This window comes from Pseudomonas sp. F-14 TE3482, from assembly GCF_053629455.1.
The window spans coordinates 6,332,521-6,352,550 of sequence record NZ_JBRJII010000001.1; the positions used below are offsets into that span (position 1 = coordinate 6,332,521).

At 60.0% G+C, this 20,030-nt stretch carries 18 protein-coding genes; 5 read left to right on the forward strand and 13 right to left on the reverse strand.

Annotation, left to right across the window (positions count from 1 at the left end; translation table 11 throughout):
- Position 1: 1 nt before the first annotated feature.
- The 3 genes from emhB to AB7M26_RS28840 all read left to right on the forward strand — a co-directional run bounded on the left by emhB (position 2) and on the right by AB7M26_RS28840 (position 6,324).
- Positions 2–3,166 (forward strand): efflux RND transporter permease subunit EmhB, encoded by a 3,165-nt coding sequence (gene emhB, locus AB7M26_RS28830; protein ID WP_123499200.1) that lies wholly within the window; start codon positions 2–4, stop codon positions 3,164–3,166.
- Positions 3,166–4,626, forward strand: a complete 1,461-nt coding sequence (emhC, locus tag AB7M26_RS28835) for an efflux RND transporter outer membrane subunit EmhC (RefSeq protein WP_123499202.1) — start codon at positions 3,166–3,168, stop codon at positions 4,624–4,626. The genes emhB and emhC overlap by 1 nt, the downstream gene beginning before the upstream one ends.
- Before the next feature lie 438 nt (positions 4,627–5,064).
- A complete protein-coding gene (locus AB7M26_RS28840) occupies positions 5,065–6,324 on the forward strand; it encodes an OprD family porin (protein ID WP_123499204.1) in 1,260 nt (419 codons plus the stop codon).
- Positions 6,325–6,435: 111 nt separating this feature from the next.
- Here AB7M26_RS28840 and pcaC read toward each other — a convergent pair whose 3' ends face one another.
- The 10 genes from pcaC to pcaR all read right to left on the reverse strand — a co-directional run bounded on the left by pcaC (position 6,436) and on the right by pcaR (position 16,176).
- Positions 6,436–6,828: a 4-carboxymuconolactone decarboxylase gene (gene pcaC, locus AB7M26_RS28845; RefSeq protein ID WP_008005892.1), complete on the reverse strand. Its 393-nt coding sequence runs from the start codon at positions 6,826–6,828 to the stop codon at positions 6,436–6,438.
- A gap of 10 nt (positions 6,829–6,838) precedes the next feature.
- A complete protein-coding gene (gene pcaD / locus AB7M26_RS28850; RefSeq protein ID WP_429387256.1) occupies positions 6,839–7,645 on the reverse strand; it encodes a 3-oxoadipate enol-lactonase in 807 nt (268 codons plus the stop codon).
- 11 nt (positions 7,646–7,656) lie between these two features.
- Positions 7,657–9,021, reverse strand: a complete 1,365-nt coding sequence (locus tag AB7M26_RS28855; RefSeq protein WP_429387259.1) for a 3-carboxy-cis,cis-muconate cycloisomerase — start codon at positions 9,019–9,021, stop codon at positions 7,657–7,659.
- A gap of 244 nt (positions 9,022–9,265) precedes the next feature.
- Positions 9,266–9,832 carry a protocatechuate 3,4-dioxygenase subunit alpha gene (pcaG, locus tag AB7M26_RS28860; protein ID WP_429387261.1) on the reverse strand — a complete coding sequence of 189 codons (567 nt, stop codon included), beginning with the start codon at positions 9,830–9,832 and terminating at the stop codon, positions 9,266–9,268.
- Position 9,833: 1 nt separating this feature from the next.
- Positions 9,834–10,538 (reverse strand): protocatechuate 3,4-dioxygenase subunit beta, encoded by a 705-nt coding sequence (gene pcaH, locus AB7M26_RS28865; RefSeq protein WP_123499211.1) that lies wholly within the window; start codon positions 10,536–10,538, stop codon positions 9,834–9,836.
- A 51-nt stretch (positions 10,539–10,589) separates the two neighbouring features.
- Positions 10,590–11,795 carry a 3-oxoadipyl-CoA thiolase gene (pcaF, locus tag AB7M26_RS28870; RefSeq protein WP_429388968.1) on the reverse strand — a complete coding sequence of 402 codons (1,206 nt, stop codon included), beginning with the start codon at positions 11,793–11,795 and terminating at the stop codon, positions 10,590–10,592.
- The gene (locus AB7M26_RS28875; protein WP_008005876.1) at positions 11,792–12,571 is read right to left on the reverse strand and encodes a CoA-transferase subunit beta; all 780 of its coding nucleotides are present in this window, start codon (positions 12,569–12,571) and stop codon (positions 11,792–11,794) included. Before AB7M26_RS28875 ends, pcaF begins: the two co-directional genes overlap by 4 nt.
- On the reverse strand, positions 12,571–13,428 hold the full coding sequence (locus tag AB7M26_RS28880; protein WP_007903838.1) for a CoA transferase subunit A: 858 nt from the start codon (positions 13,426–13,428) through the stop codon (positions 12,571–12,573). The genes AB7M26_RS28875 and AB7M26_RS28880 overlap by 1 nt, the downstream gene beginning before the upstream one ends.
- 271 nt (positions 13,429–13,699) lie before the next feature.
- Positions 13,700–15,046 carry an MFS transporter gene (locus AB7M26_RS28885; protein ID WP_429387265.1) on the reverse strand — a complete coding sequence of 449 codons (1,347 nt, stop codon included), beginning with the start codon at positions 15,044–15,046 and terminating at the stop codon, positions 13,700–13,702.
- A 287-nt stretch (positions 15,047–15,333) separates the two neighbouring features.
- Positions 15,334–16,176: a pca regulon transcriptional regulator PcaR gene (gene pcaR, locus AB7M26_RS28890; protein WP_008074568.1), complete on the reverse strand. Its 843-nt coding sequence runs from the start codon at positions 16,174–16,176 to the stop codon at positions 15,334–15,336.
- A gap of 666 nt (positions 16,177–16,842) precedes the next feature.
- Between pcaR and AB7M26_RS28895 the strand changes: the two genes are divergently transcribed.
- The gene (locus tag AB7M26_RS28895) at positions 16,843–17,043 is read left to right on the forward strand and encodes a hypothetical protein (protein ID WP_007903846.1); all 201 of its coding nucleotides are present in this window, start codon (positions 16,843–16,845) and stop codon (positions 17,041–17,043) included.
- A 377-nt stretch (positions 17,044–17,420) separates the two neighbouring features.
- Positions 17,421–18,896, forward strand: coding sequence for an inorganic phosphate transporter (locus AB7M26_RS28900; RefSeq protein ID WP_063342708.1), 1,476 nt, complete (start codon positions 17,421–17,423; stop codon positions 18,894–18,896).
- Between the two features lie 265 nt (positions 18,897–19,161).
- Here the strand turns inward: AB7M26_RS28900 and ccoM are convergent, their stop codons facing one another.
- The 3 genes from ccoM to AB7M26_RS28915 all read right to left on the reverse strand — a co-directional run bounded on the left by ccoM (position 19,162) and on the right by AB7M26_RS28915 (position 20,030).
- Positions 19,162–19,278, reverse strand: a complete 117-nt coding sequence (ccoM, locus tag AB7M26_RS28905; RefSeq protein WP_007906619.1) for a cytochrome c oxidase subunit CcoM — start codon at positions 19,276–19,278, stop codon at positions 19,162–19,164.
- Between the two features lie 144 nt (positions 19,279–19,422).
- Positions 19,423–19,584: a hypothetical protein gene (locus AB7M26_RS28910; protein WP_008074569.1), complete on the reverse strand. Its 162-nt coding sequence runs from the start codon at positions 19,582–19,584 to the stop codon at positions 19,423–19,425.
- Between the two features lie 104 nt (positions 19,585–19,688).
- Complete coding sequence (locus AB7M26_RS28915) at positions 19,689–20,030, reverse strand: hypothetical protein (RefSeq protein ID WP_052966937.1); 342 nt, start codon at positions 20,028–20,030, stop codon at positions 19,689–19,691.

Sequence of the window (20,030 nt, forward strand, 5' to 3'; positions counted from 1 at the left end):
CATGTCGAAATTTTTTATCGACCGTCCGATTTTCGCCTGGGTAATTGCCCTGGTGATTATGCTGGTCGGGGCTCTATCGATTCTCAAACTGCCGATCAACCAATACCCGAGCATTGCGCCTCCAGCTATTGCGATCTCGGTGACCTACCCGGGCGCATCTGCACAAACCGTGCAGGACACCGTGGTGCAAGTGATCGAGCAACAGCTCAACGGTATCGATAACCTGCGTTATGTCTCCTCGGAAAGTAACTCCGACGGCAACATGACCATTACCGCGACCTTCGAGCAGGGCACCAACTCCGATACCGCGCAGGTTCAGGTCCAGAACAAGCTGAACCTGGCCACCCCGCTGCTGCCGCAAGAAGTGCAGCAACAGGGCATCCGCGTGACCAAGTCGGTGAAAAACTTCCTGATGGTCATCGGCGTGGTATCGCGCGACGGCAGCATGACCAAGGACGACCTGTCCAACTACATCGTGTCGAACATGCAAGACCCGATTTCGCGCACCGCCGGTGTCGGTGACTTCCAGGTCTTCGGTGCCCAGTACGCGATGCGGATCTGGCTGGACCCGGCCAAGCTGAACAACTACAACCTGACCCCGGTGGACGTGAAAACCGCCATCGCGGCGCAGAACGTCCAGGTCTCGTCCGGTCAACTCGGCGGCTTGCCTGCCCTGCCCGGCCAGCAGCTGAACGCGACGATCATCGGCAAGACCCGTCTGCAGACCGCCGAGCAGTTCAAGGCGATCCTGCTGAAGGTCAACAAGGACGGCTCGCAAGTACGTGTCGGCGACGTTGCGGAAGTCGGTCTGGGTGGCGAAAACTACTCGATCAGCGCCCAGTTCAACGGCGCCCCGGCCTCCGGCCTGGCGGTGAAACTGGCCAACGGCGCCAACGCCCTCGACACCGCAAAAGCCCTGCGCAATACCATCGATACCCTCAAGCCGTTCTTCCCGGAAGGGATGGAAGTGGTGTTCCCGTACGACACCACCCCGGTGGTGACCGAGTCGATCAAGGGCGTGGTTGAAACCCTGGTCGAAGCGATCGTGCTGGTGTTCCTGGTGATGTTCCTGTTCCTGCAAAACTTCCGCGCCACCGTCATCACCACGATGACCGTGCCGGTGGTATTGCTGGGTACGTTCGGGATCCTCGCGGCGTTCGGCTTCAGCATCAACACCCTGACCATGTTCGGTATGGTATTGGCCATCGGCTTGCTGGTGGACGATGCCATCGTCGTGGTGGAAAACGTCGAACGGGTCATGAGCGAAGAAGGCCTGTCACCCAAGGAGGCCACCAAGAAATCCATGGGGCAGATCCAGGGTGCCCTGGTCGGTATCGCCCTGGTGCTGTCGGCGGTACTGCTGCCGATGGCGTTCTTCAGTGGCTCCACCGGTGTGATCTACAAGCAGTTCTCGATCACCATCGTTTCGGCCATGGCCTTGTCGGTATTGGTGGCATTGATCTTCACCCCGGCGCTCTGCGCAACCATGCTCAAGGCGATTCCGAAAGGTGAGCACGGGACGCCGAAACGCGGCTTCTTCGGCTGGTTCAACCGCAGCTTCGACCGTGGCGTCAAAAGCTACGAGCGCGGCGTGGGCAATATGCTCGCGCACAAGGCTCCGTACCTGCTGGCGTACCTGATCATTGTGGTCGGCATGATCTGGCTGTTCACCCGTATTCCAACGGCGTTCCTGCCGGAAGAAGACCAGGGCGTACTGTTTGCGCAAGTGCAGACACCGGCCGGTTCCAGCTCCCAGCGTACGCAAGTGGTCGTGGACGAAATGCGCGAATTCCTGCTGCGTCCGAGCTCGGAGGGCGGTGAAGGCGATGCAGTGGCCTCGGTGTTTACCGTGACCGGCTTCAACTTCGCCGGCCGTGGTCAGAGTTCGGGTATGGCGTTCATCATGCTCAAACCGTGGGAAGAACGTAACGCCGACAACAGCGTGTTCAAACTCGCGGCCCGTGCCCAACAGCACTTCTTTACCTTCCGCGACGCCATGGTGTTTGCCTTCGCACCACCGGCTGTACTGGAACTGGGTAACGCCACCGGTTTCGACGTGTTCCTTCAGGACCGCGCCGGTATCGGTCACGAAAAGCTGATGGAAGCCCGTAACCAGTTCCTCGGCATGGCGGCGCAAAGCAAGGTCCTGTCGCAAGTCCGTCCTAACGGCCTGAACGACGAGCCGCAATATCAGCTGGAAATCGACGATGAGAAGGCCAGCGCCCTGGGCGTGACCCTCACCGACATCAACAACACCCTGTCGATTGCCCTGGGCAGTAGCTATGTGAACGACTTCATCGACCGCGGTCGAGTGAAGAAGGTTTACATCCAAGGCCTGCCTGGCGCTCGCATGAGCCCCGAAGACCTGAAGAAGTGGTACGTGCGCAACAGCGCCGGCACCATGGTTCCGTTCTCATCGTTCGCCAAGGGTGAGTGGATCTACGGTTCGCCGAAACTGGCCCGTTACAACGGCGTAGAAGCGATGGAAATCCTCGGTGCCCCGGCGCCAGGCCATTCCACTGGTGAAGCGATGGCCGAAGTCGAAGCCCTGGCCAAGAAACTGCCGGCCGGTGTCGGTATTTCCTGGACGGGCCTGTCGTACGAGGAACGTCTGTCCGGCTCGCAAGCGCCAGCGTTGTACGCCTTGTCGCTGCTGATGGTGTTCCTGTGTCTGGCGGCGCTGTATGAAAGCTGGTCAATCCCGATCGCGGTGATGCTGGTGGTACCGCTGGGGATTATCGGTGCGCTGATGGCGACCAGCATGCGTGGCCTGTCCAACGACGTGTACTTCCAGGTGGGGCTGTTGACCACGATCGGCCTGGCGGCAAAAAACGCCATTCTGATCGTCGAGTTCGCCAAGGAACTGCATGAGCAAGGACGTAGCTTGCGCGATGCCGCGATCGAAGCCTGCCGGATGCGTCTGCGACCGATCATCATGACCTCGCTCGCGTTCGTGCTCGGTGTGGTTCCGCTGGCCATTTCCACGGGTGCAGGTTCGGGTAGCCAGCATGCGATCGGTACCGGGGTGATTGGCGGTATGATCACAGCCACTGTGCTGGCGATCTTCTGGGTCCCCTTGTTCTTTGTCACCGTGTCGTCCATGGGTCAGCGCAAAATCGCCGACCAAGATGATGACGCCATTGAACCATCTAAAGAGGCTGGCTAATGAGCAAGTCGCTACTCTCCATCGCAGTCGCCGCCTTCGTGCTGAGCGGCTGCTCGCTGATACCCGATTATCAGCAGCCTGAAGCTCCGGTGGCGGGCCAATACCCGCAAGGCCCGGCCTATTCGCCGGCCCAGGCGCCTAACCAGGCCGCTGCCGAACAAGGCTGGAAGCAGTTTTTCCACGACCCGGCGCTGCAACAGCTGATTCAGACCGCGCTAGAGAACAACCGTGACCTGCGCGTCGCGGCGCTGAACATCGACGCTTATGCGGCGCAATACCGCATTCAGCGGGCCGATCTGTTCCCGGCCGTTTCGGCCACCGGCAGCGGCAGCCGTCAGCGAGTTCCGGCACGGGCCTCGCAGACCGGTGAAGCAGCCATCAGCAGTTCCTACTCGGCCACCGTCGGCATCAGCGCTTATGAACTCGACCTGTTCGGTCGGGTTCGCAGCCTGAGCGAAGAAGCCCTGCAGAAATACTTCGCCACTGAAGAAGCACGCCGCAGCACGCAGATCAGCCTGGTGGCCAGTGTGGCCAATGCCTACCTGACCTGGCAGGCCGATAAAGAGCTGTTGAAGCTGACCCAGGAAACCCTCGGCGCCTACGAGGAGAGTTACAAGCTCACCTCGCGCAGCAACGAAGTGGGTGTCGCCTCGGCGCTGGATCTGGCCCAGTCGCGTACCTCGGTGGAAAACGCCCGTGCGCAACTGGCCAAATACACCCGTCAGGTTGCCCAGGATGAAAACAGCCTGGTGCTGCTGCTCGGCACCGGTATTCCGGCCAATCTGCAAGCGGCCAAGCCACTGTCGGACGACGTGCTGAGCGAAGTGCCGGCCGGCCTGCCATCGGACTTGCTGCAACGTCGTCCGGACATCCTTCAGGCCGAGTACAACCTCAAGGCTGCCAACGCCAACATCGGCGCGGCACGGGCTGCGTTCTTCCCGAGCATCAGCCTGACCGCCAATGCCGGCTCCCTGAGCCCGGACCTGTCCGGTCTGTTCAAGGGCGGTTCCGGCACCTGGTTGTTCCAGCCGCAGATCAACTTGCCGATCTTCAACGCCGGCTCCCTGCGCGCCAGCCTGGATTACTCGAAAATCCAGAAAGACATCGGCGTGGCGAACTACGAGAAGTCCATTCAAACGGCCTTCCAGGAAGTCGCCGATGGCCTGGCCGCACGCCAGACCTACACCGAGCAGTTGCAGGCTCAGCGTGATTTCGTCAGCGCCAACCAGGACTACTACCGTCTGGCCGAGCGTCGCTACCGCATCGGTGTCGACAGCAACCTGACCTTCCTCGATGCCCAGCGCCAGCTGTTCAGTGCCCAACAGGCGCTGATCACCGACCGTCTGGCGCAGCTGACCAGCGCGGTCAATCTGTACAAGGCGTTGGGTGGTGGCTGGAATGAACAGACGGCGAAGAACGAGCCGTTGAAAGAAGAAGCGCCGAAGATGAAGTTGTTCTGATAGCGCGGTAAAAACACGAAGCCCACCGATTGGTGGGCTTTTTGTTGGCGGTGGGAAAAGTTGTATTAGCCGACAGGCCCTTTCGCGGGCAAGCCCGCTCCCACAGGTTCAGCGGGGCTCACAGAATTTGTGTTCGATACGGCCCCTGTGGGAGCGGGCTTGCCCGCGATGGGGCCGGTCCCGACACCACAAAACCCCGATCAATCTTACGTTCGATAATCGCCCAGAACCCGCCCTCCCCCGATTGAACCATTTAGTCCGTTTCCCTCACCATCTGTCGTACAAAACCAATAACAACAGGTTCGACACCATGCCCCCGCGCCCTGCCCTGTCCGGCTGACTTCGCCCCCGCTTTTCTGAATTCGAATCTTTTGTCTGCAACCCGAACGTTGCGGCATCGCCCTGTTTCACCTCCAAGAATTAGAGAGACCCGAGCCCATGACCCCTTCCACCGCGCAGTATTACTTTCCCAGCCTGATCGCCATCGCACTGGCCGGTGCGGCCTTGCCCGCCATGGCCGAGGAAGCCGGTTTTGTCGAAGGCGCCAAGGTCAACCTGAACCTGCGCAATTTCTACATCAACCGTAACTTCACCAACCCGACCAAAAGCCAGGGCAAGGCTGAAGAGTGGACGCAAAGTTTCATCCTCGACGCCAAGTCCGGGTTCACCCAGGGCACCGTCGGGTTTGGCATGGACGTGCTGGGTTTGTACTCGGTCAAGCTCGACGGCGGCAAAGGCACCGGCGGTACGCAGTTGTTGCCGTTGGATCACGATGGTCGCCCGGCAGACAATTTCGGTCGAACCAACGTGGCGTTCAAGGCCAAGCTGTCCCAGACCGAAGTGAAGGTCGGCGAGTGGATGCCGGTGCTGCCGATCCTGCGTTCGGACGACGGTCGCTCGCTGCCGCAAACCTTCCGTGGCGGCCAGATCACCTCGAAGGAAATCGACGGCCTGACGCTCTACGGTGGCCAGTTCCGCGCCAACAGCCCGCGCGATGACAGCAGCATGAATGACATGTCGATGACCGGCAAAACGGCGTTCACCTCAGACCGCTTCAACTTCCAGGGCGGTGAATATGCCTTCAACGGCAAGCGTACTCAGATCGGCCTGTGGAACGCTGAACTCAAGGACATCTACAGCCAGCAATACGTCAACCTGATCCACACCCAACCGCTGGGCGACTGGACATTTGGCGCCAATTTGGGGTTCTTCTACGGCAAGGATGACGGCAGCGCCCGGGCCGGCGAGCTGGACAACAAGACCTGGTCGGGCCTGTTCTCGGCCAAATATGGCGGCAACACCTTCTACGTCGGCCTGCAAAAACTGACCGGTGATAGCGCCTGGATGCGGGTCAACGGCACCAGCGGCGGCACCTTGGCCAACGACAGCTACAACGCCAGCTATGACAATGCGAAGGAAAGATCCTGGCAATTGCGCCACGACTACAACTTCGCCGCCCTCGGCGTGCCGGGCCTGACCTTGATGAACCGCTACATCAGCGGCGACAACGTACACACTGCAACCACCAGCGATGGCAAGGAATGGGGCCGTGAAAGCGAACTGGGCTATACCGTGCAGAGCGGTACGCTCAAAGACCTCAACGTCAAATGGCGCAACTCCACCATCCGCCGCGACTTCAGCAACAACGAGTTCGACGAGAACCGGTTGATCGTCAGCTATCCGATCAGTTTGTTGTGAGACTCCAGGACGCCTTCGCGGGCAAGCCTCGCTCCTACAAGGTCATGGTTAACCTGTAGGAGCGAGGCTTGCCCGCGAAGGCGTCAGCTCAGACAACACGACTTTCGCGAATCACTCCCGCGATTCAACCCCCAACTCATCCCACACCGATTCAGCCAGGTGGAAGGTCGCGTTGGCCGCCGGGATGCCGCAGTAGATCGCGCTCTGCATGATCACTTCCTTGATCTCGCCGCGGGTCACGCCGTTGTTGGCGGCGGCGCGCAGGTGCAGTTTGAGTTCTTCGTTGCGGTTCATGCCGATCAGCATCGCGATGGTGATCAGGCTACGGGTGTGGCGCGGCAGGCCCGGGCGGGTCCAGATGTCGCCCCAGGCGTGGCGGGTGATCATCTCCTGGAACTCCGAGTTGAACTCGGTCAGCGCATTCAGGCTGCGGTCGACATGGGCGTCGCCCAGTACTGCACGGCGAACGTTCAGGCCCTCGTCGTAACGTTGTTTCTCGTCCACAACAATCCCCTCAATGAGCTGACAAAAATGCCAGAACCCGGTCGCTGAACGCAGCGCTGGCCTGGACGTTGGACAGGTGCGCGGCGTAGAACTCGGCGTACTCCGCGCCACGCACTTGTTCCTGAATGAAATGCCCGCCGGACGGCGGCGTCACCGCATCTTCGCTGCCGGAAATCACCAGCAACGGCACCTGAATCGACGACAGCTGATCACGGAAATCGGCATCGCGCACCGCCGCGCAATTGGCCGCGTAACCTTCAGGCGAAGTCGCCGCGAGCATGTCGGTAATCCGCTTAACCGCTGCCGGATTGGCCTCGGCAAAATCCGCGGTGAACCACCGCGCAATCGACGCATCACGCAGGGCAACCATCGCCGCCGAGCCGTCACGCAGCACGGTTTCGATCCGTGGATTCCACACCGATGGGTCGCCGATTTTCGCCGCGGTGTTGCACACGATCAGTTTGTTCAATCGCTGACTGGCATTGATCCCCAGCCATTGACCGATCAACCCGCCCATGGACAGCCCACAGAAATGCGCGCGGTCGATGTGCAGCGCATCCAGCAGCGCCAGCACGTCGCGGCCCAGTTGCTCGATGCTGTACGGCCCCGGCGTCACCAACGATTTGCCGTGACCACGGGTATCAAAACGCAACACCCGAAAATGCTCGGTGAACGCAGGGATTTGCGCGTCCCACATGTGCAGGTCGGTGCCCAGCGAGTTGGACAGCACCAGCACCGGCGCATCCGCCGGTCCATCGAGTTGCGGCCCTTGAATTTGATAGTGCAGTTCGCCCTCGGCGAGTTGTACGAATGCCACGGCAGTCTCCTTCAAGCTATCAACGCAAAATGTTCAGCCACCGCTCGCTCGACCCAGGTATGGGCCTGACCGAGGTAATGGGCGGGGTCCAGCAGACGATCGAGTTCAGCGTCCGACAGTTCGGCAGTCACCTGCGGCTCGTCACCGAGTACCGCGCGCAGATGACGTTGCTCGGCCACTGCGCGTTTGCAGCACTGCTCCAGCAGATGGTGCGCAGTGTCGCGACCGACCCGTTGTGCCAGCACGATGCTCACGGCTTCGGCCAGCACCAGGCCCTGGGTCAGGTCGAGGTTGCGTGTCATGCGGTCGGCCTCCACTTCCAGTCCGTCGGCCACCAACAGCGCTTGCTGCAGGCTGCCTGACACCAAACAGCAAATCTCCGGCAGGGTTTCCCATTCGGCATGCCACAGGCCCAGGCTGCGTTCGTGCTCCTGCGGCATCGCGCTGAACAAGGTCGAGAGCAAACCCGGCACCCGCGTCGCCGCACCGATCAGCACCGCCGCGCCCACCGGGTTGCGTTTGTGCGGCATGGCCGAAGAACCGCCCTTGCCCGGCGCCGACGGTTCAAACACTTCGCCGGCCTCGGTCTGCATCAACAGGCTGATGTCACGACCGAGTTTGCCGAGGCTGCCAGCGATCAGTCCGAGCACCGCGCCAAACTCCACCAGACGATCACGCTGGGTGTGCCACGGTTGTTCCGGCAAGGTCAGTTGCAGGTCTGCGGCCAAGGCTTCGGCAATCGGCATCGCCTGCTCGCCGAGGGCCGCGAGGGTGCCGGAGGCACCACCGAATTGCAGCACCAACAGGCGCGGTTTGAGTTCCCGCAGGCGCTGACGGCTACGCGTCACCGCCCCCAGCCAACCGGCGATTTTCATGCCGAGGGTGACCGGCGTCGCATGCTGCAGCCAAGTGCGTCCGGCCATTGGCGTGGCGACGTAACGCCTGGCCTGGGTCGTGAGGGTTTCCCCCAGTTGCGCCAGATCAGCTTCGATCAATTCCAGTGCGCGGCGCAGTTGCAACACCAGGCCGGTGTCCATTACATCCTGGCTGGTCGCGCCCAAATGCACGTAACGCTCGGCTTCGGCATTGTTCTTTGCGATCTGTTTGCCCAACGCCTTGACCAGCGGAATCGCCGAATTGCCCGCCGTGGCAATCGCCTCACCCAGCGCGGCGAAGTCGTAATGCTCGGCCCGACATGCCGCGTCGATAGACGCAACAGCCGTCTGCGGAATCAGCCCAACCCGCGCCTCGGCCCGGGCCAGTGCCGCTTCGAAATCAAGCATGGCCTGAACCCGGCCCTGATCGCAGAACACCTCACGCATGTCGCGTGCCGTGAAGTAGGCATCGAACAATTGATTGCCCGGTCGCTGATTCATAAACAGTCCTTGCAGGCGAGGGCCGGTCAGGCCGACGCGTAAAGATCAAAGGTCGTGGTGCAAATACTACGCCGACACGTATCAGTGAACATTTCGAGTCCAGACAGGCGTTGCAATATCCCGTTCCATGCTATCCCTGTGGGAGCGGGCTTGCCCGCGATGACTGATTCACATCCAACATTAATGTTGACTGACCCAACGCTATCGCGGGCAAGCCACGCTCCCACAGGTTTGCGGCTTTCACTCAATAATCGAAGAACACCGTCTCGGCATCCGTCCCCTGCAGAACCACATTCCACTGATAAACACCCGCAGCATCCCGCTTCGCCAGCAAGGTACCGCGGCGTTCGGCTGGCACGCACTCCAGCAACGGATCCGCCACGTTGGCCGGTTCGCCATCAAAGTAAATCCGCGTCAGCAAGTGCTTTACCAACCCGCGAGCAAACACCAGTACCACCAAATGCGGCGCCTGGGTCGTGCCCTTCAAGCCTTCCACTGTGCCCGGTTTGATCGTGGTAAATCGAAAGCGCCCTTCTGCATCCACCGGCACCCGGCCAAACCCTTCGAAATTCGGGTCCAGGGGTTTGTCTTGGTCGTCTTCGGGATGGTCGTACTTGCCGGCGGCATTGGCCTGCCAGACTTCGAGCATCGCGTCGTTGACGAAGTCGCCGTTGCCATCGACGACTTGCCCGGTGATCGCCACGCGCTCGCCGAGGGTCTGTGCAACGGTCAGGTCTTCACGGTTCAGCCAGGTCAGGCCGATGTGGTAATACGGCCCGACGGTGTGGGACGTGGTCGCGTTCAGCGTCATCTTATTTCTCCATCGGCGTGGCTTCGCGGCCGCGCAAGACGATGTCCCAGCGATAACCGAGGGCGTAGGAAGGGATGGTTTTTTCCAGGTCGAAACGGGCGATCAGGCGCTCTTTGGCGCTGGTATCGGGCACGCAGTTGTAGATCGGATCGTAGGCCAGCAACGGGTCGCCCGGGAAATACATCTGGGTCACCAGCCGCGTGAGAATACTCGGCCCGAACAGTGAGAAATGGATGTGCGCCGGGCGCCAGGCGTTGTGATGGTTACCCCACGGATAGGCGCCTGGCTTGATGGTCTGGAACTGATACCAGCCATCGGCGTCGGTCACGGTGCGGCCGGTGCCGGTGAAGTTCGGGTCCAGCGGCGCGTCGTGCAGGTCGCGCGCATGGTTGTAGCGACCGGCGGCGTTAGCCTGCCAGATCTCCACCAAAATGCCCGGCACCGGCAGACCGTTTTCATCCAGCACACGGCCGTGAATGATGATCCGTTCACCCAGTGGTTCACCCTGATGCTGCGCGGTCAGGTCGTTGTCCTGCGCTTGAATGCGCTCGGCGCCGATGGTCGGCCCGGTGATTTCCGACAGCGAATGAGGCAAAAACACCAACGGCTTGGACGGCGAGCGAAGGTTGGTGGATTGATAAGGAGGGTGCAGGTATTCCGGCTGAGTGCCCGCCTGCGGGCGACGGTAACCAGGCTTGTCAGTCATTACGCTTTCCTCAGTTCTTATTAGTCGACGCTTTATTCACAACCAAGGGTGTCAGACCCGTTCGATCGCCAAGGCCAGACCCTGGCCGACACCGACGCACATGGTCGCCAGACCTTTCTTGCCACCGGTCTTTTCCAGTTGATGCAGCGCGGTCAGTACCAGTCGTGCGCCGCTCATGCCCAATGGATGGCCCAAGGCAATGGCGCCACCGTTCGGGTTGACTTGGGCGGCGTCATCCGCCAGCCCCAGTTCACGCAACACCGCCAAACCTTGGCTGGCGAACGCTTCGTTAAGCTCGATCACGTCGAAATCGCTGACCGCCAGGCCCAGGCGCTCAGTCAATTTACGCACCGCCGGCACCGGGCCAATGCCCATCACCCTGGGTGCGACACCGGCACTCGACATGCCCAACACGCGAGCGCGGCCAGTCAGGCCATGTTTCTTCACCGCGTCGCCAGAAGCCAGAATCAACGCCGCCGCACCGTCGTTCACCCCGGAGGCATTGCCAGCGGTGACGGTTTTGTCCGGGCCATTGACCGGTTTGAGTTTGGCCAGGGTTTCCAGTGTCGTGTCAGCACGGGGATGCTCATCCTGCGTGACGACGCTTTCACCCTTCTTGTGGGCAATGCGCACTTCGACGATTTCTTCGGCGAAAAATCCGGCGGCTTGCGCGGCGGCCGTGCGTTGCTGACTGCGCAGGGCGAACGCATCCTGATCGGCGCGGGAAATCCGGTAATCGTCGGCCACGTTATCGGCGGTCTGCGGCATCGCATCCACGCCGTATTGGGCCTTCATCAACGGGTTGATGAAACGCCAGCCGATGGTGGTGTCTTCCAGTTTCATGTTGCGCGAGAACGCCGCATCGGCCTTGCCCATCACGAACGGTGCGCGAGACATCGACTCGACGCCACCGGCAATCGCCAGCTCCATCTCGCCGCTGGCGATGGCCCGAAACGCCGTACCGATCGCATCCATGCCCGAAGCGCACAGGCGATTGAGGGTGACCCCGGGAATGGTTTCCGGCAGGCCCGCCAACAACAACGCCATGCGTGCCACGTTACGGTTGTCTTCGCCGGCCTGGTTGGCGCAACCGAGGAACACCTCGTCCACCGCGCTCCAGTCCACCGAGGGGTTGCGCGCCATCAGTGCCTTGATCGGCACGGCGGCCAGATCATCGGCGCGAACCGTCGACAGGCCGCCGCCGAAACGGCCGATGGGGGTGCGAATGGCGTCGCAGATATAAACGTCACGCATCAGGCTTCTCCGGGTGCTTGGCCGTGGGCGGCAGCGGTGCGGGCTTCCAGATCGCGCAGCGCCGTCAACTCGACATCGGTGGGCTCGGCGGTGTTCTCCACCTGATCGGCAAAACGAATCGCCCAGCCGGTGGCGGCAATCACTTGCTCGCGGGTCACGCCTGGGTGCAGCGCAGTTACCACGAATTCATGAGTATCCGCTTCGGGTTCCATGATGCACAGGTCGGTAATAATGCCGACAGGACCGGCGCCCGGCAGGCCGAGACGCTTGCGTGAATCACCGCCCTCGCCATGGCCGACCGAGGTGATGAAGTCGAGCTTGTCGACAAAGGAGCGCGCCGACTGCTTGAGGATGATCAGTACGCTTTTGGCGGAACCGGCGATCTCCGGTGCGCCACCGGCGCCCGGCAGGCGAACTTTCGGCTGATGGTAGTCGCCCACCACCGTGGTGTTGATGTTGCCGAAACGGTCGACTTGCGCGGCGCCGAGGAAACCGACGTCGATGCGCCCGCCCTGCAACCAGTAGCGAAAAATCTCACCGGTCGGGACGACAGTGTCAGCGGTTTCCGCCAGTTCACCGTCACCGATCGACAACGGCAGTACGCTGGGCTTGGCACCAATCGGACCCGATTCATAGATCAGGACGACATCTGGCGAGGAAGTCAGACGTGCCAGGTTGGCGGCTTTCGACGGCAGGCCGATGCCGACGAAGCATACCGAACCGTTTTTCAGACGGCGGGCGGCGGCGACGGTCATCATTTCATTGGTGGTGTAAGTCATTACTTGGCCTCCGAAGCAGCGGCCAGCTTGGCCTGGAACTCACTGAAGTCAGCGCAACCGTGGATGTACTCGTTGATCCACGCGGTGAAGGTTTCACGGTCGCGGGCAATCGGGTCCCAGGCTTGATAGAAGCGGTTGTCGCGTTCGGTGTAACCGTGGGCGTAGGACGGATGCGCGCCCCCCGGTACATGGCAGACCGCGCTCAAGGCCCAGGTCGGCAGCACGCAAGCGTTCATCGGTGCGTTGAGGTCGTCGACGATTTCCTCGACGGTGACAATGCAGCGCTTGGCGGCCAGCGCCGCTTCTTTCTGCACGCCAAGAATGCCCCAGAGCAGCACGTTGCCTTTGCGGTCGGCTTTTTGCGCGTGAATCACGGTGATGTCCGGGCGCACCGACGGCACCGCCGCCAGCACTTCGCCGGTGAACGGGCATGTAACGGTTTTAATCAACGGATTGACCTTTGGCAGGTCGGAGCCAGCGTAGGCGCGCAGCACCGCGAACGGTAAGCCCGAAGCGCCCGCGACGTAGGCATTGGCCAGGTCGGCGTGGCTGTGCTCTTCGATTTCCAGCGCATGCGGCCACTGCCTTTCGACCGCGTCACGCAGACGGTGCAGCGAGCCCACACCTGGGTTACCGCCCCAGGAGAAAATCAGCTTGCGAGCACAACCGGCACCGATCAATTGGTCGTAGATCAAGTCGGGCGTCATCCGCACCAGGGTCAGATCTTTCTTGCCCTGGCGGATGATTTCGTGACCCGCCGCCGTAGGAATCAGGTGAGTAAAGCCTTCGAGCGCGACGGTATCGCCGTCGTTGACGAACTGCTTTACCGCGTCATGCAGCGAAAGGATTTCAGCCATGGGGCAGGCTCCCGTTTTGTTATGAACCGACAGTGGTAGAAAAAGGCGCGAGGTTCGGCGCCGGAATGACTGAAGGTTAAGCCCCTGAAAAACGCTAAACAATCCGATAATCGACTGAGTGTTCGTTTATCGAACAGATTGTTGTCTCGCTACCGATCCCTAAAAGCTTCGCGGGCAAGCCCGCTCCCACAGGTTGATGCGCAATCCTTGTAGGAGCGAGGCTTGCCCGCGAAGAGGCCATCAGACTCGCTGAAGAATCTGAAACTTGCCCTCAGGTTGCATCCGCATGGCTGACCATGCCCTTGATCACCACCGCCGTGGTCGCCAATGCGGCCGGAATCACCAGCGCCGTCAGCACCTGTTCGAAGTTCCAGCCCAGGCCCAGCAACGTTGCGCCCATCCACGCACCGAGGATCGCGCCGAAGCGGCCAATCCCGAGCATCCACGACACACCCGTCGCCCGCCCTTGAGTCGGGTAAAACCGCGCCGCCAGCGACGGCATCGCCGATTGCGCGCCGTTGACACACATCCCGGCCACCAGCACCAGGGTCGCCAGCAATGTGATGCTGCCCAGGCTCTGCCCTACCGCGTAGGCAAATACCCCGGCGAATAAGTAGAAAATGCCGATGACCTTGTGCGGATTGAACCGGTCCATCGCCCAGCCCACACCCACTGCGCTCAACACCCCACCGAACTGGAACAGCGCACCAATGAACGCCGCCTGCTCCATGCTCGCGCCGCTGTCACGCATCAGCGTCGGCAACCAACTGGTCAGCAGGTAAACGATCACCAGGCCCATGAAGTACGTCAGCCACAGCAACAACGTGCCAGTGCTGTAAGTCCCGGAGAAGATCACCGCAAACACATTGCGCGCCTTCACGGTTTTCTGTTCCGGCACGCTGAAGCTCGAAGCCTGAGCCACCACCGTCGGGTCGATCGGCGCCAAGGCCTTGCGCACTTTGTCCGTGCCACGATTGCGCACCACCAGGTAACGCGCCGATTCCGGCAACCAGAACAGCAAGACGACAGCGAGGATCAACGGCAGAATCCCGCCGATCATCAACAGACTGTGCCAGCCGAAGGCCGGGATCAGTTTGGCCGAGATGAACCCGCCCCCGGCCATGCCAAGGTTGAAGCCGCAGAACATGCTGGTCACCAGCAGGGATTTTTTGCGCTCCGGGGTGTATTCGGACAGTAGCGTGGTGGCGTTCGGCATACCGGCACCCAGGCCCAGACCGGTGAGGAATCGCAGTACCAGCAGTTGATCAACATTGGTGCTATAGGCCGACGCCAGGCTGAAAGCGCCGAACACCAACACCGCGCCCACCAGTACGACTTTTCGCCCGAAGCGGTCAGCCAAGGGGCCGGAACCCAAAGCGCCGAAGACCATCCCGATCAACGCCGCACTCATCACCGGGCCGAGACTGGCGCGATCGATGCCCCAGTCCTGGGACAGTGCCGGCGCGATAAACCCCATGGCCGCGGTGTCGAGGCCATCGAGGAAAACAATCAGGAAACATAGAATCACCACCCGCCATTGGTAACGCGAAATGGGTTGAGTGTTGATGAAGGACTGCACGTCGAGGCAGCTTCCTACAGCAGACTGAGGCTGGTTCATTATTTTTATTCCACGCAAAGAACGCAGTCGAACAGGTGCCAGCCGGGGCTGACGCTAGGACAAGAAAGGAGGTCGGGATCAGGCAATCCGGTTTCGGCAGCTAAACCGATGGGAACAGCGACAGTCGGGTAACGTGCGCATGACGATGCCTCTTCTCATTATTATTGGGGCGTGATCCGGCGGCTGACTGAAGCCCCGTAGTGCCGGATGACGCTGCCGCGACATTAATGATCCAAGGGAAAGAGCGTCAATTCGATAAACGCGACTCTGTGCGTTTATCGAACAGCTTAGGCAAAGAGTTGCGCGCTCAGGTCACGACTGGCACTTAGCAGGCCTGGCAAGAAACGTTGCTCCAACTCGTTGCGACTGACCCGGCCGGCGTGGGTACTGACGTTTAAGGCCGCCACCACTTGGCCAGAAGCGTCGTACACCGGCACGGCAATTGAGCGCAGGCCCTGCTCCAATTCCTGATCAACGATGCACCAGCCTTGCTGCCGTACCTCTTGCAGGCATTCGAGCAACGCCTCGGGGGTATGCAACGTGCGACTGGTCTTGGCTTGCAGCTCTGCATGGTCGAGGTATTCGCGCAGTGACGTGTCGTCCAGCGCGGCGAGAAGAATCCTGCCCATGGACGTGCAATAGGCCGGCAATCGCCCGCCCACCGAAAGGTCGACGGAAATCAGTCGCTGGGTGGTCGCCGAGCGCGCGATGTACAAAATGTCATCGCCCTCCAGCGTGGCCATGTTGCAGGCCTCATGCAGTTGCTCGCTCATGCGGTCCAGATACGGCTGGGCAGAAACCGCCAATGGCGTCGACGACAAATAGGCATGGCCCAGGGTCAGTACTTTGGGCAACAGCGAATAGGTGCGTCCGTCGGTGGTGGCGTAGCCGAGCTTGATCAGGGTATGCAGGCAACGTCGCACAGCGGCGCGGGGAATTTCCGTGCGATGGCTGATCTGCGCAATGGTCAGGTGCCGCTTGCGCTCCTGGAACGCTTGCACCACCGCCAAGCCACGGGCCAGGGAGGTCATGAAATCCGGGTCACCGGTCAGCGCCTGGATTCGCTTGGCGGGCGAGGCAACGATAGGCGGTGCCACTGAAGCGAAGGAATTGCGCATTTGATCGTTCATATCGGTTGTTTCCCACACGGATCAGCGACTATTACAAGCGGCTCCCGGTCTGACACACAAGCCACCGGCCACCAAGATTGGGCGATTATCGAACCATAGGCCGATAATCGCAATCAGCGGTTACTTATAGTGGGCCCTACTGCTTTCATCCCCCTGCAATATATTTGTTATTTTCGGTCACGTTTTAAAGAAGCATCGGAGTACTAATTCGTTCGGCTTAATGGCGCCAGAAAATCACCGCTGCAACTGGCATCACGGCACCGTAGTTACCGGTAAAAGTTTGCGAGTAACAAAACAATCACACACCAGGAACTACTTTTAACTCTCAAGAGATAGTGTTCTTCGGATCGACCGCTATAATGCATTTCAGTGGCGACCGGTTTTTTACGTGCCGATTTCGCCAACCGGCAGCGCAATATCCATTGCCGCTGTCCGCAGCAAGCGCCTGACGCTCATTTCATATGCTCCGCCAACGCGCTCGCTGAAACAGGAGACTGATGCTACGTCAGCTGTTTTTCTCTGGTGCCGTGGCCGCCTGCAACAAGGACGAATTGATTGCTCCGAGGGAACGATGCCGTGTCAGGCATTGTCCCTTCAACGAGCGTGGTCAATAAATCGATGCAGCGCGTTTCACCAGAATTAATCTCAACTCAATCAGGTAGCACTGTGACGAAAGACGAACTGCGCGCGGAACTTGAGCGCCAGGAACAACGTTACAAGGAAGTTTACGGCGGGGAAGTCACCACCTACGCCGCTCAGCCCGAACCCGAACGCAAACCCTGGCGTAAACGCGCCACCGTTCAGGACCAGGCCTTCTCCCAGGAATTGCAGAAGATGGAAAAGGAACTCAAAGCCGAAGAGCCATGACTGCCTCGGTTTGAATTCTTTCAAGAGCCTGCATCTACACCTGTTAAAAGCGGGCTGTATCGATGATGCTTTTCGCGCCCGCTACAAGCGGGCGGCGGTCCCCTCATCCATTGGATGAGGTAAATGGCTCCTGTCCGACCTTCTTCTCAGATATTTCATACACGCATTCAAGCCTCTCGCCCTGCCGGGAGAAACCCTTGTGGCTACGGCCTTTGCAAGTAAATTCAATGACTTGTAAAACGCCGAAAAAACCTGGGGCCTGGGGGATTGCCACAAAATAATTCGTTGAAGAATGTAACCGATGAGCAGCTAGTGCATCGATTACCCATCTTTTCTGGCATAATCGCGCCCCCTTACGACCGGGTCAGAAAACCTTCATGATCGATTTATTCAGCGGACTGGATGCTTGGGTGCTTGTGAGCCTCTTGCTCGCCCTGGCCTTTGTCCTCGCCTTCGAGTTCATCAACGGCTTTCATGACACCGCAAACGCGGTGGCCACTGTTATTTACACCAAAGCCATGCCGCCTCATCTGGCGGTGTTCTTTTCCGGTGTGTTCAACTTCCTCGGCGTGCTGCTGGGCGGTGTGGGCGTGGCGTATGCCATCGTCCATTTGCTGCCGGTAGAACTGCTGATCAATGTGAACACCGGTCACGGACTGGCCATGGTGTTCTCGTTGCTCGCTGCCGCCATCACCTGGAACCTGGGCACCTGGTACTTCGGTATCCCCGCCTCCAGCTCTCATACGCTGATCGGTTCGATCCTCGGTGTCGGCCTGGCCAACGCCCTGATCAACGATATTCCGTTGGCCGATGGCGTGAACTGGCAGAAGGCGATCGATATCGGTGCGTCCCTGGTGTTCTCGCCAATGGCCGGTTTCCTGATCGCAGCCCTGGTGCTGATCAGTCTTAAATGGTGGCGTCCGCTGTCCAAGATGCACAAGACACCGGAACAGCGCCGCAAGATCGACGACAAAAAACACCCGCCATTCTGGAACCGTCTGGTGCTGGTGATTTCGGCGATGGCTGTCAGCTTCGTACACGGCTCGAACGATGGCCAGAAAGGTATCGGCCTGATCATGCTGGTGCTGATCGGCATCGTGCCGGCGCAGTTCGTTCTCGACCTGAACAGCACCACCTACCAGATCGAACGTACTCGCGATGCGACCCTGCACCTGAGCCAGTTCTACGAGCGCAACCGCGAATCCCTGGGTGAGTTCCTGGCACTGGGCAAAAGCGTGAAAGGCGATCTGCCGGAGAAATTCCGTTGCAACCCGCAACAGACCGAACCGACCATTTCAGCGCTGCTTGGCACCCTTAAAGGTGTAGCCGACTACCATTCGTTGCCGTCGGAAAGCCGCATCGAAGTACGTCGCTACCTGCTCTGCCTGGACGACACCGCGAAGAAAGTCGCCAAGCTGCCAGGCCTCGCTGCCCGTGAAAAGGCTGACCTGGACAAACTGCGCAAGGACCTGACCACCACCACCGAATATGCCCCGTTCTGGGTAATTCTGGCGGTCGCCCTGGCCCTCGGCCTGGGTACCATGGTCGGTTGGAAACGCGTGGTACTGACCATCGGCGAGAAAATCGGCAAGCAAGGCATGACCTATGCCCAAGGCATGTCGGCGCAGATCACCACAGCGTGCATGATCGGCGCGGCGAACATCTTCAGCCTGCCGGTTTCCACCACCCACGTCCTGTCTTCAGGCGTAGCCGGTACCATGGTCGCGAACAAAAGCGGCCTGCAAGGCGGCACCGTCAGAACCATCCTGCTGGCCTGGGTCCTGACCCTGCCAGCCACCGTGGCCCTGTCGGCCGGCCTGTTCTGGCTGGCGTCGAAAGCACTGGGTAGCTGATACGCAGTGGCACAAAAAAGGCGCGTTCCGTGAGGTTCGCGCCTTTTTTATTGCCAATGTCTAAGTTCGGCGCAGATCCCTGTGGGAGCGGGCTTGCCCGCGATGACGGCGGCAGATCCAACATTGATGTAACAGATATACCGCTATCGCGGGCAAGCCCGCTCCCACAGTTGACCTGCATTCACCTGATAGAAATTCGCGCACAAAAAAAAGGGCGACCGAAGTCGCCCAAAATGCCTTGCGTGCTCATTGCTCCAGAAAGACCCTACGGTTTTTTCCGCTTATGCGAATCCTTCCAGATAAAAAATCCAAACCCTGCAAAAAACAGAACCATGAGGCCGACAGTCAGCACTCCGGCGATCACCACGTTGTCAAAAAACATGACTGGCCTCCTGCACTTGCCCTGTTGCGATGGGGCTAAGTTAACCAATTGGGCAGGAGAGAAAATTGACCGGGATCAATGCCGCCCTATACGGGCGTAAAAGGAAGGGAAATAACTGACCTGCATCAACCGATGCAGGGTGTTTCAACGCTTTTTCGGTTTGTTCTTCGGCTTTTTCTTCGCTTTGCCCAACGGCATCGCCTGCTCGAACGCCTGGCGTACTTCATTCAGGCGCTTTTCATTAAGGTCATGAACCCGCTTGGCGCGTTCGGCGTTGAGGTCGATCAGCTTGTCATCTTGGCTCATGGCGTTCAGTGCATCGCTTGGAAATGAATTCAACTGCCGGTAAAGGCGACAGGATTACGCCAATAATGCGGTCTGGCGCGGGCGCTGACCAGTGATCCGACACTTCAGATCTCGATATCGACCCACAACCCCTGACGCGGCTGATCCTCCATCAACGGCACCACCGGTACGGTGTTGTCGGCATTGAGCTCATTACCGGGAATCGCCAGGTGCTCTTCAGGATCCTCATCGGCCTCACGACGACGGCGCTCGCGCTCCTGTTGCCGACGCTGTTCCTCGCGCAGCTGCAGGCCTGCCTCTTCCGGATCGCGTTTTTGCAGGTCGATGGTGCTTTCGTTGGAGCTTTCCTGCACCGGCACCACAGGCGGAATATCCGGGCGCTGGCGAATCGGATCCTGCTGTGAAGTGATTGGTACGGCGCTCAAGGGGAGCATCGGTGGCAGCAT